Origin of the sequence: Streptomyces capillispiralis (assembly GCF_007829875.1) — a bacterium.
In the GTDB taxonomy this organism is placed as follows: Bacteria; Actinomycetota; Actinomycetes; order Streptomycetales; family Streptomycetaceae; genus Streptomyces; species Streptomyces capillispiralis.
Genome location: NZ_VIWV01000001.1, coordinates 6,404,234 through 6,419,406 on the forward strand (window position 1 = coordinate 6,404,234; position 15,173 = coordinate 6,419,406).

Consider the following 15,173-nt stretch of genomic DNA (forward strand, 5'->3'; position numbering starts at 1 on the left):
CGCCTGTCGGGTGAGGGGCGGGCCGAAGGCACCGGCCCCTGGGGACGGCCGGGTCAGTACGCCCGGCCGCGCATCCGGCGCCACCACATCAGCGCCACGCCGATCAGCAGCAGCCCGCCGGCCCCCGCGCCCGCCGACGCGGCGATCAGCGTGGTGTCGCCGGAACCCTGCGCACCGGCCGGCCGCAGCGCGTCACCGAGCTGGTTGCGCACGTCGTCGCCGCCGTCCACGCCCTTGGCGAGCGGGCCGCGTGAACCCTCCGTGGGGTTCGCCAGATAGGGGAAGGCGGCACCGAACTCCTTGTCGTTGGCGTCGACCGCGTCACCGAGGTCGTTCTCCGCCCCGACCAGTTCCCCCTCGACGACCTGGAGCGAGGCGTCGATCACGTCGTCCGTCAGCCGGCGCCCGTTGGGGAAACCGGCGTTGTCCCCGTCCAGGACGCCCAGCCGCTTCGGCTCGGCGGCCGGCTCGATCGACGTGTTGAGGCGCAGCATCTCCGACGGCGTCCCGTGCGGCGGCCGGTTGAGTCCCTCGACGCCCTTCAGGAACACGTCGACGAGGTCGTCGCGCGGCTCGTCGGGCGCGTCGATCCGGTAGATCGCCTCGATGAGCCTCGGCAGCTCCGGTTCGGTGACGTTCTTCAGGAACCGCGCGTCGTCCCACGGCGCGGACGCGTTGAACACGTCCTTGTCCCTCAGCGGATTGACGACCTCGTTCACGAGCGGGTTGCCCAGCCGCGACACCTGCACGAAGTGCCCCTCGGCGTTCTCGCGCTGTGTCGTCGACCAGATGCCCACGACCGGCTGGTCCGCGGACTCGGTGATCATGTCGGTCGGCACCTGGAGCGCCAGGGAGTTGACGTTGTAGCCCTTGAGCGTGTCGTTGCCGACCTCGGAGAGGTTCCCGCCGTACAGCAGGTCGAAGACGCGCAGGTCGAGGAAGAACGGGTCGTCGGCCTGCCCGGCGAACGTCGTGGCGCCGCCCGCCAGTTCGCGCACCGCCTGCTTCCGCAGCGTGTCGTAGTCCGGCATGGACGCCCTGCCGACGTTCGACGGAGCCACCGGCACGTCGTCGGCGATCTTCGTGCGGGACACCGGGCGCTGGTCCCTCAGCTTCAGCAGCTCGATGTCGTAGGTCTGCGTGATGTTGAGGTCCGGGTCGTCCAGGGCGGTGACCGGGCCCGTGGCGTAGAGGAACGTCGCGTCGTTCTTCGTGTGGGTCCTGAAGGTGTAGCGGAACAGCAGATCGCCCTGCGCGTCACCGTCGTGGTCGATGTGGAGGTCGTACCGCGCGTCCTCGGCGAACGTGAAGAAGTTCGGTCCGCCGGCCGGCTCCTCGAAGGGGATCCAGTTCGCGATGATGGTCGTCGTGTCCGGCTTGTCGGGGCTGACGAACGCGTACAGGTCCGTGTTGTCGTACTGCGGGGTGCCCGAGATCAGCGGGGCCTCCCGGTGGCTGGAGGCGGAGGCCGCCTCGGGTTCCAGCGCGGTCACGCCGGCGGCCGCGAGCCCCCCGGCGGCCAGCGCACCGCAGATCAGGGCCGCGACACCGCCGCGCCCCGCGCCAATCCTGGAAGTAGGTGCCATGCCGTCCGTCCTCAGTGCCGACTTGCCTGACGCCCTGGCATTCGGAACGCGCGGCGGGCCGGATTGGTCGCATCCCGGAACGCGCTGCCGGACCCCTCCGTACGACGCTGTCCGCCCGTGGCATTTCCCGCTGCCGACCCGCGTTTTCCGCTCCCTCGTCCGTACTTACCGTGCGGAGGCGCGCACGCCGCGCACGCCTCGTGTGACCGGGCGGCCCGGCCGGGCCGGGAGATGGGGGGACGCGCGTTGGAGGCGGACGAACTGTTGACGCGGGTGGCCGCGGGTGACCAGAAGGCGTTCGAGGACCTGTACGGGCTGGTCTCCGGACCGGTGTACGGACTGGTGCGCCGCGTGGTGCGCGACCCCGCCCAGTCCGAGGAGGTCGCCCAGGAGGTGCTGCTGGAACTCTGGCGCTCCGCCGCGCGGTTCGACCCCGGCCGGGGCAGCGCGCTCTCCTGGGTCCTCACCCTCGCCCACCGCCGCGCCGTCGACCGGGTGCGCAGCGCCCGCGCGGCGGGCGAACGCGAGCAGCGCGAGGCCCGGCGCGGTCACGGCCCCGCCTTCGACCAGGTCGCCGAGGAGGTCGAGGCCGGACTCGAACGCGAGTGGGTGCGCCGCTGCCTGGACCGCCTCACCGCGCTCCAGCGCCAGTCGGTCACCCTCGCCTACTACGACGGCTACACCTACCGGGAGGTGGCCGAGCGGCTGTCGCTGCCGCTGGGCACGGTCAAGACCCGTATGCGCGACGGCCTGACCCGGCTGCGCGACTGCCTGGGAGGCGCGGCATGAGCCTGTTCGGCCGACTGGTGTCCCGCGGGGACCCGCACTCGCTCGCCGCCCCCTACGCCCTCGACGCCCTCGAACCCGCCGAGCGGGTCCGCTTCGAGAGGCATCTGACGTCCTGCGGCCGCTGCGCCGCCGAGGTGCGCGCCCTCACCGAGGACGCCGTCCGCCTCGCCTGGTCCACGGCCGCCCCCGCACCGCCGGCGATGCGCGACCGGGTGCTGACCGCCGTACGGGCCACTCCGCAGGAACCTGCACCCGCGCGGGGGGCGCACCCCCCGCCGTCCGTCCGGGGCGCCCGCCCCGCGCCCCGGGTCCGGGCGGCGCTGTTCGTGCCGTTCGCCACGGCCACCGCCGCCGCGGCGCTCGTCGTCGCCTCGCTCTTCGCCGTCCAGGCGGACCGGACCCGGGACCGGCTGGACGCCGAACGCGACCGGTCACGTGAGATCGCCCACGTTCTCGCGGCTCCCGACGCCCGTGCGAGCAGCGGACGGGACGCGCGGGGCCGCACGATCGGAGTGATCGCTTCCGTATCGGCCCGGAGCGCCGTCGTCACCCTGGGGGGATACGAGGACCCTCCGAACGGACGTGTGCGCCAGCTCTGGCTCATGGACCGGGACGCCCGGCCGCTCTCCCTCGGGCTTTTCGAGGGCGACACGCCCCTGGTGGCGTCCGGTCTCGACCCCGCCGCCACGTCACTCGCCGTAACCGTCGAGCCGGACGGCGGGTCGCCGCGGCCCACCTCCCGGCCCATCGCCCAACTCGCCCTGAAAACGGTTGGATTCGGAGAGTAGTCGACGCGTGTTCGTCAACCCCCTTATGGGGAAGGTGAATCCTGTGACCTCGATACGCGAGTGCCCGGACGGGGCGATAGGGTTACCCTGCCCGGGCCGGGTGGACTCGTACGGGTGGGGAGTGACATGGAACAGATAACAGTGCGCAGCAGGGCAAGGGTCCCTGCGATCACTTGCGGTAGCAGCGCGACCAGCTCGCGCCTCGACCGCCACCTCTCGGTTCTCGCGGGACCCGCCGTCCCGCAGCGGGAGACGGCTGAGGCGACGTCGCTGATGCGTGAGCTGACCGCGCGTGACACGGCGCACGACCGCGGCGCCAGGGGCGCACGGGCCCGGGCGAGCCGCGTCTCGCTCTTCGCCCCGCTGCGTCGACTGCGCCGCTCCCTGTTCGGCAGCCGGTAGCGTCCGCGCCGGACGGGTCCACCGTCCCGGCGCGGCGCCCGCCCCCGTCCGTCGTCCCCGCGGCACCCGCGGCATCCGGCGCCCACCGCACACCGGCCCGTCCCCACGTCGGCCCCCGATCCCACCCGGCAGAGTCACCGGGATCGGCCGGCCTCCCCCGCCCCGCGCCTCACCGCTCCCCGTGCGCGTACCGTCGCACCGCGAGCGGCACGAACACCGCCAGCAGCACCGCACACCAGGCCAGCGATCCCGCGACCGGGTGCGCCACCGGCCAGGCCGCCCCCTCCGGCACCGGGGCGTTGCCGAACAGCTCCCGCAGCGCCGTCGCCACCGCGCTGATCGGATTCCACTCCGCGACCGTCCGCAGCCCCTGGGGCAGCCCGTCCGCCGGGATGTACGCGCTGGACAGCAGCGGCAGCAGGAAGGTCGCCCCGCCCAGCTGACCGGCCGCCTCCTCGTTCCGGGTGAGCAGACCGAGGAGGATCCCGGCCCACACGCACGCGAACCGGAACAGCAGCAACAGGGCCAGGGCGCCGACCGCTTCGAGAACGGTCCCCTCCACCCGCCAGCCCACCGCGAGTCCCACCAGCAGGAACGGCACCGTCCCGGCCGCCGTCACCAGCACGTCCGCCACGGCCTGGCCCAACGGCACGGCCGCCCGGCTCACCGGCAGCGTACGGAACCGGTCCGTCACCCCGCGGTGGACGTCCTGGGCCGACTGGAACATGCCGGTCATGACCCCGCCCGCCGCCGTCGCCACCAGCAGCCCCGGGACCAGGAAGGACCGGTACGCGGTGCCCGGCACGGCGAGCGCGCTGCCGAAGACGTAGCCGAAGAACAGCAGCATGCTGACCGGCATCGTCTGGGTGAGGACCAGCAGCCCCGGGTTGTTCCGCATCCGCCGCAGCTGCCGGCCCGCCATCGCGGTGCCGTCGTACGCCAACGTGCTCACGCGGCACGCTCCTTGTCGTCGTCGCAGGGGTGGAAGGCCCGCGCGTCGGTCAGCCGCAGGAACACGTCGTCGAGGCTCGGGGGCCTCAGGCTCGCGTCGAGCAGCGGCACGCCCGCCGCGTCCAGCGTGCGCACCAGGTGCGGGAGGGTGAGCGTGGGGTCGCGGGAGACCACGCCGACCGCGTCGCGCTCCCGGTCGAGGGACGGCCGCGCGCCGGTGAGCCGGTCCAGCACCCCGGCCGCCGCCACCAGCGCGCCCGGATCCGCGACGACGACCTCGGCGTGCGCGCCGACGAGCGCCTTGAGCTGCCCCGGGGACCCGGTGTGCGCGACCCTGCCCCGGTCCACCAGGGCGATGGCGTCGGCGAGCCGGTCGGCCTCCTCCAGGTACTGGGTGGTGAGCAGCACCGTCGTGCCCCCGCCGGTCAGTTCGCGCACCGCGTCCCAGATCAGACCGCGGCCGGCCGGGTCCAGACCGGTCGTCGGCTCGTCCAGGAACAGCACCTCGGGACGCCGGATCAGGCTCGCCGCCAGGTCCAGCCGGCGCCGCATGCCGCCCGAGTAGCCGGAGGCCGGCCGGTCGGCCGCCGGCGCGAGCCCGAAGCGGTCGAGCAGTTCCCCGGCCCGCCCGGCCGCCCCGCCCACCCGGTGCAGCCGGGCGAACAGCCGCAGGTTCTCCCGGCCGGTGAGGTCCCCGTCGATCGAGGTGTCCTGCCCGGTGACGGCGATGGCGCGCCGTACGGCCGCGGCCTCCCGCACCAGGTCGTGGCCCGCGACCCGCGCGGAGCCCGCGTCGGGGCGCAGCAGCGTGGTCAGCAGCCGGACCGCCGTCGTCTTGCCCGCCCCGTTGGGCCCGAGCAGCCCGCACACCGTGCCCTCGGCCACCGCCAGATCCAGCCCGCGCAGGGCACGGACCTCCCCGAAACGCTTCTCCAGACCCTCACTAAGTACAGCGTACGTAGTAGTCATGGGGTGACCATAGCGCACTACGTACGGTGTACGTAACTACGATGGTGGGCGAGGTGATGACCGATGGCGGGCCGAGCGGCCGAACCCGAAGTGATCTGGGCGCGCCCCGAGCGCACCGGCCGTGGACCCAGACCGGCGTACACGCGCGCCGACATCGCGGCCGCGGCGGTGCGGATCGCCGACGCCGAGGGCCTGGACGCGGTCTCCATGCGCCGCGTCGCCGCCGAACTGGGCTGCGGCACCATGTCGCTCTACAACTACGTCCCCCGCAAGGAGGACCTGTACGAGCTGATGGTGGACGCGGCCGGCGGCGAGCACGAGCTGTGGGAACCCAGCGGTGACTGGCGCGCCGACATGCTCCGCGCGGCCCACCAGACCCGCGCGCTGATGCACCGCCACCCGTGGCTGCCGAGGCTGATGTCCCCGGTCTACGGCTTCAGCCCCAACGCCCTGCGCTACCTGGAGCACTGCCTGGCCTGCCTGGACCCGCTCCCCGAGCCCTACGGCACCAAACTGGAGCTGATCGCGATGCTGAACGGCATCGTGACCACCTACGTCACCAACGAACTGGCCACCGCCGAGCGCACCCGCTCGCTGCCCTGGACGCCGGAGCAGGAGAACGCGGCCCGGATCGCCTACCTGGGCGGCCGGATCGCGACCGGCGCGTATCCGCGGATGGCGGCGGCCTTCGCGGAGGACGCGGGGCCCATCGATCTGGAGGCGGTCTTCGAGCGGGCGCTCGGCCGGATGCTCGACGGCTTCGCGCCCCGGCCCTGAGCTTCGGACCGGGCGGCCGTCAGAGCAGGGCGAGCTGGCCCTCCGGGCCCTCCTCGCGCGCGTCCAGCACCGAGGCGGGGCGGCGCGCGGCGGCGGGTACCGGGAGCACGCCCGCCGCGCGCAGCTCCGCCGGGGTGACCGGGTCGGGGACCTCGGCGCCGGCCGCCCGCGGCGGGCGCCCTTCGGCCAGCAGCGCGAGGACCGTGATCAGCTCCAGCAGCTCCGAGGTCCAGGCCTGCGGCCAGGTGGGCGGCCGGATCGCGGCCAGGGTCCCCGGCTCGGCGGACTCCGTGCGGGCCGTGAACCACTGCTCCAGCACCCTGACCCCGCCGGCCTCGAAGTCCCAGGCCCCGGGCGGCACCGGCGCGACGCGGCCCCCGTCGAGCAGCAGGGCCTCCTCGTCCCGGTCGTAGCGCAGGGTCAGCGGCCGGGAGGGCAGCGGGGCGCGCACGTAGGGGCGGCGCCCGCCGGGCAGCCTGGGGCGTTCGCCGTCGCGCCGCATCAGCCACAGCATCCTGCGGCCCACCGCCACACCCTCCTCCCAGGCGCCGGCGTCGCCGGTGAGCGGCACCACGAGGCCGCCGGGCGAGGGGCGCGCCGCGGCCATCACCCAGGCCAGGACGTCCATCGCCGAGGTGTCACGGCCGAGCCGGGCGGCCAGGTGCCCGGTGAGCCCCGGGGCCAGATTGGGTTCGACGGCACCGGGCCGGCGGTACAGGGGGCGGATCCGGCCGGTGCGGAGCACGGGCAGCAGGGAGGTGGCGAGCAGCGGGGGACCGGCGGGGCCCTGGGCGGCGCCGCCGCCCCGCGCGGCGGCCGCCTCGACCACGAAGACCTGCCGCTCGTCCGCCACCCGCCACAGCTCCGGGCGGGCCGCGTCGATCAGCCGCTGGTCGGGGATGAGCCACTGCTCGTCGAACGGGGCGTGCAGCACCCGCACCGGTTCCGGGCACGGGCCCGAGGCGCGGGCCAGCTTCCGCGTGCCCCCGCTCCCTCCCGGCAGCTGCGCGACCGCCGTGTGCGGGGTGCGGGAACGGCTCGGCTGGAACAGGGCCTCGCGGTCCGGTCCCTCGGCCCGCACCAGGGCGTCCCAACGGGCCCCCAGGGACGCCGCGTCGGGCGCCGCCGGCCAGCCCCGGCCGAGCCGCGGCGGTGCGACGGACCACGGCATGAGGTCCGCCAGCAGCGGAGCGTCGTCGTGCGTCACGCTGGGCATCGTACGACCTGGGGGAGCGGGCGGATCAGGTGGCGTCCAGGGTCACCGTGAAGGAGAAGCGGTCGCCCCGGTAGTTGATGACGGCCACGTCCAGCGGCCGGCCGGCGGTGTCGTACGTGATGCCCGTGTAGTGCAGGATCGGGCTGAGCAGCGGGACCTGGAGCAGGCGCGCCGTCTCCGGGTCCGCGAGTCGCGCCTCCACCGTGTCCGTGATGCGGCTGATGTCCGCGCCGACCACGTCCCGCAGCACCTTGGTCATCGGCCAGCGGACCAGGTCGTCCAGGTCGATGCGGGCGGCCAGTTCGGGGCGCACGTAGTTGCGGGCGTGGTTGGTCGGCTCGCCCGTCTTCTCGTCGCTGCGCAGCCGGTGGTACGCCGCCACCCGCGGCACGCCGGGGAAGTACTCGGCGAGGCCGGCCGGCACCGGTGCCGGCCCGTGCTCCAGCAACTCGGTCGTCATACCGGACTGCTGGGCCACGATCGCGTCCACCGAGCCCAGCAGCCGGACCGGCGTGCCCCGCCGGGCGCCGGGCTCGATGAAGGTGCCGCGCCGCCGATGGCGGGTGATCAGCCCCTCGTCCTCCAGCTCCTTCAGCGCCTGCCGCATGGTCAGCACGCTCACGCCGTAGTGCCCGGCCAGCTGTTCCTCGGTGGGCAGGCGCAAGGGGTCCTGGGGCGAGCGGCCGAGGATCGAGGCGCGCAGCGACTGCGACACCTGATACCAGAGCGGCAACTTGCGGTTCAGGACGATCGAGTCCGGGGCGAATGAGGTCACGGGCTATCCGTACCGGTCGGGGAACGGTCAGTGCAATGTCGGGCGCAGGGGTGGGCGGGGGCCGGGAGTCCGAGCGCGCGGCGGCCCGGGGGGCGGAGCGCGGCCGGGCTCCCGGCACCGTCCGTGGTGCGGGGGGAGCACACCGGGTCACGGGGCGCGGTAGTGACGCTCCAGGCCCTGCCACACATCGTCGTAGCCCCGCTGCAGGTGGTCCGCCCGGGCCGCGTGCGGGGTGAGCGACACCGGCCAGCGGGTTTCGAACATGAAGGCCAGGCCGTCGTCGATCTTCTGCGGGCGCAGTTCCGCCGCGCTGGCCCGTTCGAAGGTCTCCCGGTCCGGTCCGTGCGCCGACATCATGTTGTGCAACGAGCCGCCGCCCGGCACGAAGCCCTCCGCCTTCGCGTCGTACGCGCCCTCGATCAGGCCCATGTACTCGCTCATCACGTTCCGGTGGAAGTACGGCGGGCGGAAGGTGTCCTCGCCCACCAGCCAGCGCGGGGCGAAGACCACGAAGTCCACCCCGGCCAGCCCGGGGGTGTCGCTCGGCGAGGTCAGGACCGTGAAGATCGACGGGTCCGGGTGGTCGTACGAGATGGTGCCCATCACATTGAAACGGCGCAGGTCATAGGCGTACGGCACATGGTTGCCGTGCCAGGCGACGACATCCAGCGGGGAGTGGTCGTACGTCGCCGACCAGAGGTTGCCGCAGTACTTGTTCACCACCTCCACCGGGCCCTCGACGTCCTCGTACGCGGCGACGGGCGCCCGGAAGTCCCGGGCGTTGGCCAGCCCGTTGGCGCCGATCGGGCCGAGGTCGGGGAGGCGGAACGGCGCCCCGTAGTTCTCGCACACATAACCGCGGGCAGAGTCGTCGAGGAGGTCCACACGGAACCGCACACCACGAGGCACCAGCGCGATGTGTCCTGGCTCCACATGCAGCAGACCGAACTCCGTGCGCAGCAGCAGCCCGCCGCGCTCGGGGACGATCAGCAGCTCGCCGTCGGCGTCGCTGAAGACGCGGTCCATCGAGGCGGTGGCGTGGTACAGGTGCACGGCCATGCCCGTGCGCTGGGTGACGTCGCCGTTGCCCCCCAGGGTCCACAGACCGGCCAGGAAGTCGGTGCCCCCGGCCGGTTCCGGCAGCGGGTTCCAGCGCAGGCGGTTGGGGTCGGGCACGGTCTGGTTGAAGGGGGCCGAGCGCAGCGCCCCGTTGCCCGTGCGGGTGAACGCCGGGTGGGCGGCCGACGGGCGGATCCGGTACAGCCAGGAGCGGCGGTTCTCCGCGCGGGGCTCGGTGAACGCCGTGCCGCTCAGCTGCTCCGCGTACAGCCCGAGGGGGGCGCGCTGCGGCGCGTTGCGGCCCACGGGCAGGGCGCCCGGCACCGCCTCGGAGCTGTGCTCGTTGCCGAAACCGGAGAGGTGTTCCAGTCCTTCGGCGGCCTTGCGCGCGTCCCCGCTCATCTTCGGTACTCCCTTGCGATCCGATTCCTATGGAACACCGTAGGATTGCGTTTTCCCGGGCGCAAGAGGGCCGCGCGATCCCGCCGCCGTCCGGCCCCTCCTCCTCTCGGTGGAGGATCCGGAACCCGACTTCAGGTGGATTCGCTCGTTCGGACCGGTGTTCTACGCTCCCCGGCATGTCGTGGAAGCGGAACCTGATCACCGCGCTCGCGGTCTGTGTCGCGCTGGCCGGATCCGCGGGCTGCGTCTCCCGTGATGCCCGGGGGCAGGACGGGGCGTCGCCCTCGCCGGCGGGCCGGCTCCTGGACGAGCGGGACGCGGAGGGGCGCCCCTACCGAGAGGTCGACGCGCAGGACGCGCCCGAGGTCGGCGTCGAGGTGGTGCCCGACGCGGGCGGCGGCTGGGACGTACGGCTGCGGGTGCGCAACTTCCGCTTCTCGCCGGACGGGACGGGCGGACGGGCGGTGGCCGGCCGGGGTCTGGCGCACCTCGAGGTGGACGGCCGCCGCGTCGCCCTGCTGCGCACCCCCGAGTACCACCTCTCCGGCCGTCTGGTCCCGCGCGGCACCCACCAGGTCACCGCCCGCCTGTACGCCGACGACGGCTCGGTGTGGGCCGTGGACGGCGAGCCCGTGGAGAGCACGGCCGACATCACCGTGTCGGAGCGCTCGCCGGAACCGGACCCGAGCGCGGAACCGATCGCGACGGGGACGGCCACCGGGGCGGCGGTGTCCGCGTCGGCGCGGGCAGGGGTGCCGGTGCCCCCCGCGACCGGCGGACGGGTGTACGAAACGGGCGGCAGGGGCGGAACCGGAACGCGAGGTTCACCGGACGGCTCCGAACAGGCATGATGAGGCCCGTGCCCCACGCGACATCGCTCCGCCGAGCGCCGGTGCAGCGGCGCAGCGCCGAACGGCTGGCCAGAATCCTCGACGCCTGCGCCGAACTCCTCGACGAGGTCGGCTACGACGACCTCAGCACCCGCGCCGTCGCCGAGCGCGCTGGTGTGCCCATCGGCTCCGTCTACCGCTTCTTCGGCAACAAGCGCCAGATGGCCGACGCGCTCGCCCAGCGCAACCTGGAGCGCTTCTCGGAGCGGGTCACCGAACGCCTCAAGGTCACCGGCGAGCAGGGCTGGCGGCACGCCATGGACGTCGTGCTCGACGAGTACCTGGACATGAAGCGCACCGCGCCCGGCTTCTCCCTCGTCGACTTCGGCAACCAGATACCCGTCGGCGCCCGCCGGGCCGAACCCAACCACCGGGTCGCCGACCGCCTCACCGATCTGCTCTCCCTCTACCTGGGCCGCGACACCGACGAGGACCTGCGCCGCACCTTCCTCATCGCCGTCGAGACCGCCGACGCCCTCGTCCACCTGGCGTTCCGGATCTCGCCCGAGGGGGACGAGCGGGTCATCGGGGAGCTGAGGGAGATGCTGCGGGCGTACCTGGCCCGCGTCCTGGACTGAGCGGCCGGCGGGGCCGATTCCCGGCGCCGCCCTGTCCGTCCGCGCACGACCCCTCCCCTCCGTGCATACCGGTCGGTATGCTCGGTGCGCCCGTGCGTCACCTTCGCCGCCGTACCCGGGAGGCCCCGTGCCCCGCACCGCCCTTCGTATCTGCCCGCTGTGCGAGGCCACCTGCGGCCTGACGCTCACCGTCGACGGCGGCAGGGTCACCGGCGCCCGCGGCGACCGCGACGACGTGTTCAGCAAGGGCTTCATCTGCCCCAAGGGCGCCGCCTTCGGCGACCTGGACGCGGACCCCGACCGGCTGCGCGCCCCGCTCGTCCGCGTCGACGGCGAACTGCGCGAGGCCACCTGGGCGGAGGCGTTCGACGCGGTGGCCGCCGGGATCCGGCCCGTCGTCGAGACGTACGGCCCGCACGCCGTCGGCGTCGTCCTCGGCAACCCCAACGTCCACACCATGGCCGGCGCCCTCTACCCGCCCGTGCTGATCGCCGGCCTCGGCACCCGGAGCCTGTTCACCGCCTCCACGGTCGACCAGATGCCCAAGCACGTCTCCAGCGGACTGCTCTTCGGCGACGCGAACGCCATCCCCGTACCCGACCTCGACCGCACCGACCACCTCCTGCTGATCGGCGCCAACCCCCTGGAGTCCAACGGCAGTCTGTGCACCGCCCCCGACTTCCCCGGCCGCCTCAAGGCCCTCAGGGCCCGCGGCGGCACCCTCACCGTCATCGACCCGCGCCGCACCCGCACCGCCCGCCTCGCCGACCGGCACATCGCCGTCCGGCCCGGCACCGACGCGCTGCTCCTCGCGGCGACGGCGCACACGCTGTTCGCCGAGGGCCTCGTCGACCCCGGGGACCTCGCGCCGCACCTCCAGGGGCTCGGCGAACTGGCCGCGGCCCTCGACGCCTTCACGCCCGAGGCGGTGGCCGACGCCTGCGACGTCGACGCCGACACGATCCGCGCCCTCGCCCGGGAGCTCGCCGCCGCCCCCACGGCCGCCGTCTACGGCCGCATCGGCAGCTGCACCGTCCCGCACGGCACCCTGGCCAGCTGGCTCGTCGACGTCCTCAACATCCTCACCGGCAACCTCGACCGGCCCGGCGGAGCCCTCTTCCCGCAGGCCGCCACCGACCGCACCCCGCGCCCCGCCGGGCCCGGCCGCGGCTTCGCCCTCGGCCGCTGGCACTCCCGGGTGAGCCGGCATCCCGAGGCCAAGGGCGAACTGCCGCTCGCCGCCCTCGCCGAGGAGATCGACACCGCCACCGGCCGGGGCGAGCCGATCCGCGCCGTCATCGCCGTCGCCGCCAATCCGGTGCTCTCCGCACCGGACGGCGACCGGCTCGACAAGGCGCTCGGCTCACTCGACTTCATGGTGAGCGTCGACCCGTACCTCAACGAGACCTCACGCCACGCGCACGTCGTCCTGCCGCCGCCCCCGCCCGCGCAGAGCCCGCACCACGACTTCGCCTTCAACACCCTCGCCGTGCGCAACCAGGTCCGCTACACCCGGCCCGCCGTCCCCCTGGAGCCCGGCCGCATGGCCGAGACGGAGATCCTCGCCCGTCTCGTCCTGGCCGCGACGGGCATGCACGGCGCCGACCCCGCCGCCGTGGACGCCCTGGTGATCGACCAGACCCTCGGCAGGGCGGCCCGGGAACCGCACTCCCCGGTCCACGGCCGCGACCCGGAGGAACTCGCCGGCCTGCTCACCGGCGAGAACGGCCCCGAACGCCGCCTCGACATGATGCTCCGCCTCGGCCCCTACGGCGACGGCTTCGGCGCCGACCCGGACGGACTCACCCTGGACAGGCTGCTCGCCCACCCGCACGGCATCGACCTCGGCCCGCTGCGCCCGCGCCTGCCCCAGCCGCTGAGGACCCGCAGCGGCAAGGTGGAGCTGCTGCCCGGACCGATCGCCGCCGACCTCCCGCGCCTGCGCGCCGCCCTCGACGAACGCCCCGGCGGACTCGTCCTCGTCGGCCGCCGCCACCTGCGCTCCAACAACAGCTGGATGCACAACGTGCCCGCCCTCACCGGCGGCTCCAACCGCTGCACCCTGCACCTGCACCCCGAGGACGCCGAAGCCCTCGGCGTACGGGACGGGGAGCCGGTGCGGATCAAGGGCGCCGGGGGAGAGGTGACCGCCCCCGCCGAGGTCACCGACGTCGTGCGCCGGGGCGTGGTCAGCCTGCCGCACGGGTGGGGCCACGACCGCCCCGGCACCCGTACGCGGCACGCCGCCGCCGACCCCGGCGCCAACGTCAACCAGCTCCTCGACGGCAGCCTCCTCGACCCGCTGTCGGGCAACGCCGTCCTCAACGGCGTGCCCGTCGAGGTGGCCCCGCTGACCGCCGCCGTGACCAAAACGTTCCGTGCTCTGACCTGAGCAAAGCTGTGACCTGGGGTTTTGCGCTTATTGCTCGCAGGTCAACGTCTTGTTAACGCCGCTTTACGGAACCTAACGTCGACCCACCGCCGGCCCTGGTGGGAGTTCAAGGGCGAACGTTAGGTGTCCATTCATGCTGACCATCCTCGGCTTCACCATGATCGCGACCTTCCTGGTCCTGATCATGCTGAAGAAGATGTCGCCGATCGCGGCGCTCGTGCTGATCCCCGCGCTGTTCTGCGTGTTCGTCGGCAAGGGCGCACACCTCGGTGACTACGTCATCGACGGCGTGTCCACGCTCGCCCCCACCGCGGCGATGCTCATGTTCGCGATCGTCTACTTCGGGGTGATGATCGACGTCGGTCTCTTCGACCCGATCGTCCGCGGGATCCTGAGGTTCTGCAAAGCGGACCCGATGCGGATCGTCGTCGGCACCGCGGTGCTCGCCGCGATCGTGTCGCTGGACGGCGACGGGTCCACCACCTTCATGATCACCGTCTCGGCGATGTATCCGCTGTACAAGCGCCTGAAGATGAGCCTGGTCGTGATGACGGGTGTCGCCGCCATGGCCAACGGCGTGATGAACACCCTGCCCTGGGGCGGCCCGACGGCCCGTGCGGCGACGGCGCTGAAGCTCGACGCCGGCGACATCTTCGTCCCGATGATCCCGGCCCTGCTGGTCGGTCTGCTGGGCGTCTTCTTCCTGGCGTACGTGCTGGGTCTGCGGGAGCGCAAGCGGCTGGGCGTGCTGACGCTGGACGAGGCGCTGGAGCAGGAGGAGGCCGAGGAGACGGAGACCGTGCTGGTCGGCGCGGGTTCCGGCACCGTTGCCGGTTCCGGTTCCGGTTCCGGTTTCGAGAAGGGCGCCCGCCCGGCCGGGGGTTCCGGTTCCGGTACGGACGCCGACGCGACCGAGGACGGCGGCTTCCAGGGACTCGACCCCCACCGCCCCACGCTGCGGCCCAAGCTCTACTGGTTCAACGCGCTGCTCACGGTCGCCCTGCTCACCGCCATGATCACGGAACTGCTGCCGATCCCGGTGCTGTTCCTGCTCGGCGCCGCGATCGCGCTCACCGTCAACTTCCCGCACATCCCCGACCAGAAGGCCCGTATCGCGGCCCACGCCGACAACGTCCTGAACGTCTCCGGCATGGTCTTCGCCGCCGCCGTCTTCACCGGCGTCCTCCAGGGCACCGGCATGGTCGACCACATGGCCAAGTGGCTGGTGGACATCATCCCGGACGCCATGGGCCCCCACATGGCCCTCGTCACCGGTGTGCTGAGCCTGCCGCTGACCTACTTCATGTCCAACGACGGCTTCTACTTCGGTGTCCTGCCCGTGCTCACAGAGGCCGGCGCGGCACACGGCGTCTCCCCGCTGGAGATGGCCCGCGCCTCCCTCGTCGGCCAGCCGCTGCACATGTCCAGCCCGCTCGTCCCCGCGGTGTACGTCCTCGTCGGCATGGCCAAGGTCGAATTCGGCGACCACACCCGGTTCGTGGTGAAGTGGGCCGCCCTCACCTGCCTCCTGATCCTCGGGGCCGGATTCCTGTTCGGCATCATCTAGGTCCGGGGCACCCGGACATCCGGGTCCGGAAC

Annotated in this window: 14 protein-coding genes; 8 read left to right on the top strand and 6 right to left on the bottom strand. The window is 73.4% G+C overall.

From position 1 onward, the window contains the following. Positions 1-53: 53 nt before the first annotated feature. On the bottom strand, positions 54-1,586 hold the full coding sequence (locus FHX78_RS27965; protein ID WP_145870172.1) for a DUF4331 domain-containing protein: 1,533 nt from the start codon (positions 1,584-1,586) through the stop codon (positions 54-56). A gap of 246 nt (positions 1,587-1,832) precedes the next feature. Here FHX78_RS27965 and FHX78_RS27970 point away from each other — a divergent pair, with 246 nt between their 5' ends. The 3 genes from FHX78_RS27970 to FHX78_RS27980 all read left to right on the top strand — a co-directional run bounded on the left by FHX78_RS27970 (position 1,833) and on the right by FHX78_RS27980 (position 3,565). After that, positions 1,833-2,375: a sigma-70 family RNA polymerase sigma factor gene (locus FHX78_RS27970; RefSeq protein ID WP_145872186.1), complete on the top strand. Its 543-nt coding sequence runs from the start codon at positions 1,833-1,835 to the stop codon at positions 2,373-2,375. Then, positions 2,372-3,163 carry an anti-sigma factor gene (locus FHX78_RS27975; RefSeq protein ID WP_145870173.1) on the top strand — a complete coding sequence of 264 codons (792 nt, stop codon included), beginning with the start codon at positions 2,372-2,374 and terminating at the stop codon, positions 3,161-3,163. Before FHX78_RS27970 ends, FHX78_RS27975 begins: the two co-directional genes overlap by 4 nt. 126 nt (positions 3,164-3,289) lie before the next feature. Then, complete coding sequence (locus FHX78_RS27980) at positions 3,290-3,565, top strand: hypothetical protein (RefSeq protein ID WP_145870174.1); 276 nt, start codon at positions 3,290-3,292, stop codon at positions 3,563-3,565. A gap of 169 nt (positions 3,566-3,734) precedes the next feature. On the opposite strand, the gene FHX78_RS27985 is transcribed toward FHX78_RS27980, so the two are convergent. Together FHX78_RS27985 and FHX78_RS27990 are read right to left on the bottom strand one after the other, a co-directional pair. Further along, positions 3,735-4,517 (bottom strand): ABC transporter permease, encoded by a 783-nt coding sequence (locus tag FHX78_RS27985; protein ID WP_167531872.1) that lies wholly within the window; start codon positions 4,515-4,517, stop codon positions 3,735-3,737. After that, positions 4,514-5,485 (bottom strand): ATP-binding cassette domain-containing protein, encoded by a 972-nt coding sequence (locus tag FHX78_RS27990; RefSeq protein ID WP_145870175.1) that lies wholly within the window; start codon positions 5,483-5,485, stop codon positions 4,514-4,516. The genes FHX78_RS27985 and FHX78_RS27990 overlap by 4 nt, the downstream gene beginning before the upstream one ends. A gap of 63 nt (positions 5,486-5,548) precedes the next feature. Between FHX78_RS27990 and FHX78_RS27995 the strand changes: the two genes are divergently transcribed. Then, positions 5,549-6,262 (top strand): TetR/AcrR family transcriptional regulator C-terminal domain-containing protein, encoded by a 714-nt coding sequence (locus FHX78_RS27995; RefSeq protein ID WP_145870176.1) that lies wholly within the window; start codon positions 5,549-5,551, stop codon positions 6,260-6,262. Positions 6,263-6,281: 19 nt separating this feature from the next. On the opposite strand, the gene FHX78_RS28000 is transcribed toward FHX78_RS27995, so the two are convergent. The 3 genes from FHX78_RS28000 to hmgA form a co-directional block, all read right to left on the bottom strand. Beyond that, positions 6,282-7,478, bottom strand: coding sequence for a type ISP restriction/modification enzyme (locus tag FHX78_RS28000; RefSeq protein ID WP_145870177.1), 1,197 nt, complete (start codon positions 7,476-7,478; stop codon positions 6,282-6,284). Between the two features lie 25 nt (positions 7,479-7,503). Further along, entirely contained in the window at positions 7,504-8,253 is a 750-nt protein-coding gene (locus tag FHX78_RS28005) for a GntR family transcriptional regulator (RefSeq protein WP_145870178.1), read from the bottom strand. A gap of 147 nt (positions 8,254-8,400) precedes the next feature. Continuing rightward, positions 8,401-9,714: a homogentisate 1,2-dioxygenase gene (gene hmgA, locus FHX78_RS28010; protein WP_145870179.1), complete on the bottom strand. Its 1,314-nt coding sequence runs from the start codon at positions 9,712-9,714 to the stop codon at positions 8,401-8,403. A 176-nt stretch (positions 9,715-9,890) separates the two neighbouring features. On the opposite strand from hmgA, the gene FHX78_RS28015 reads away from it, so the two are divergent. From FHX78_RS28015 to FHX78_RS28030, 4 genes are all read left to right on the top strand, one after another. After that, on the top strand, positions 9,891-10,565 hold the full coding sequence (locus tag FHX78_RS28015) for a hypothetical protein (protein ID WP_145870180.1): 675 nt from the start codon (positions 9,891-9,893) through the stop codon (positions 10,563-10,565). Continuing rightward, on the top strand, positions 10,565-11,182 hold the full coding sequence (locus FHX78_RS28020; RefSeq protein WP_145872188.1) for a TetR/AcrR family transcriptional regulator: 618 nt from the start codon (positions 10,565-10,567) through the stop codon (positions 11,180-11,182). Before FHX78_RS28015 ends, FHX78_RS28020 begins: the two co-directional genes overlap by 1 nt. A 127-nt stretch (positions 11,183-11,309) precedes the next feature. Further along, a complete protein-coding gene (locus FHX78_RS28025) occupies positions 11,310-13,574 on the top strand; it encodes a molybdopterin oxidoreductase family protein (RefSeq protein ID WP_145870181.1) in 2,265 nt (754 codons plus the stop codon). A 133-nt stretch (positions 13,575-13,707) separates the two neighbouring features. Then, a complete protein-coding gene (locus FHX78_RS28030) occupies positions 13,708-15,141 on the top strand; it encodes a CitMHS family transporter (RefSeq protein WP_145870182.1) in 1,434 nt (477 codons plus the stop codon). The last annotated feature ends 32 nt before the right edge of the window (positions 15,142-15,173 follow it).

What these genes read in the sequence shown, in the direction of transcription:
- FHX78_RS27965 (WP_145870172.1), bottom strand. Translation starts at nt 1,586, where the DNA reads ATGGCACCTACTTCCAGGATTGGCGCGGGGCGCGGCGGTGTCGCGGCC.
- FHX78_RS27975 (WP_145870173.1), top strand. Translation starts at nt 2,372, where the DNA reads ATGAGCCTGTTCGGCCGACTGGTGTCCCGCGGGGACCCGCACTCGCTC.
- FHX78_RS27980 (WP_145870174.1), top strand. Translation starts at nt 3,290, where the DNA reads ATGGAACAGATAACAGTGCGCAGCAGGGCAAGGGTCCCTGCGATCACT.
- FHX78_RS27990 (WP_145870175.1), bottom strand. Translation starts at nt 5,485, where the DNA reads ATGACTACTACGTACGCTGTACTTAGTGAGGGTCTGGAGAAGCGTTTC.
- FHX78_RS27995 (WP_145870176.1), top strand. Translation starts at nt 5,549, where the DNA reads ATGGCGGGCCGAGCGGCCGAACCCGAAGTGATCTGGGCGCGCCCCGAG.
- FHX78_RS28000 (WP_145870177.1), bottom strand. Translation starts at nt 7,478, where the DNA reads ATGCCCAGCGTGACGCACGACGACGCTCCGCTGCTGGCGGACCTCATG.
- hmgA (WP_145870179.1), bottom strand. Translation starts at nt 9,714, where the DNA reads ATGAGCGGGGACGCGCGCAAGGCCGCCGAAGGACTGGAACACCTCTCC.
- FHX78_RS28015 (WP_145870180.1), top strand. Translation starts at nt 9,891, where the DNA reads ATGTCGTGGAAGCGGAACCTGATCACCGCGCTCGCGGTCTGTGTCGCG.
- FHX78_RS28020 (WP_145872188.1), top strand. Translation starts at nt 10,565, where the DNA reads ATGAGGCCCGTGCCCCACGCGACATCGCTCCGCCGAGCGCCGGTGCAG.
- FHX78_RS28030 (WP_145870182.1), top strand. Translation starts at nt 13,708, where the DNA reads ATGCTGACCATCCTCGGCTTCACCATGATCGCGACCTTCCTGGTCCTG.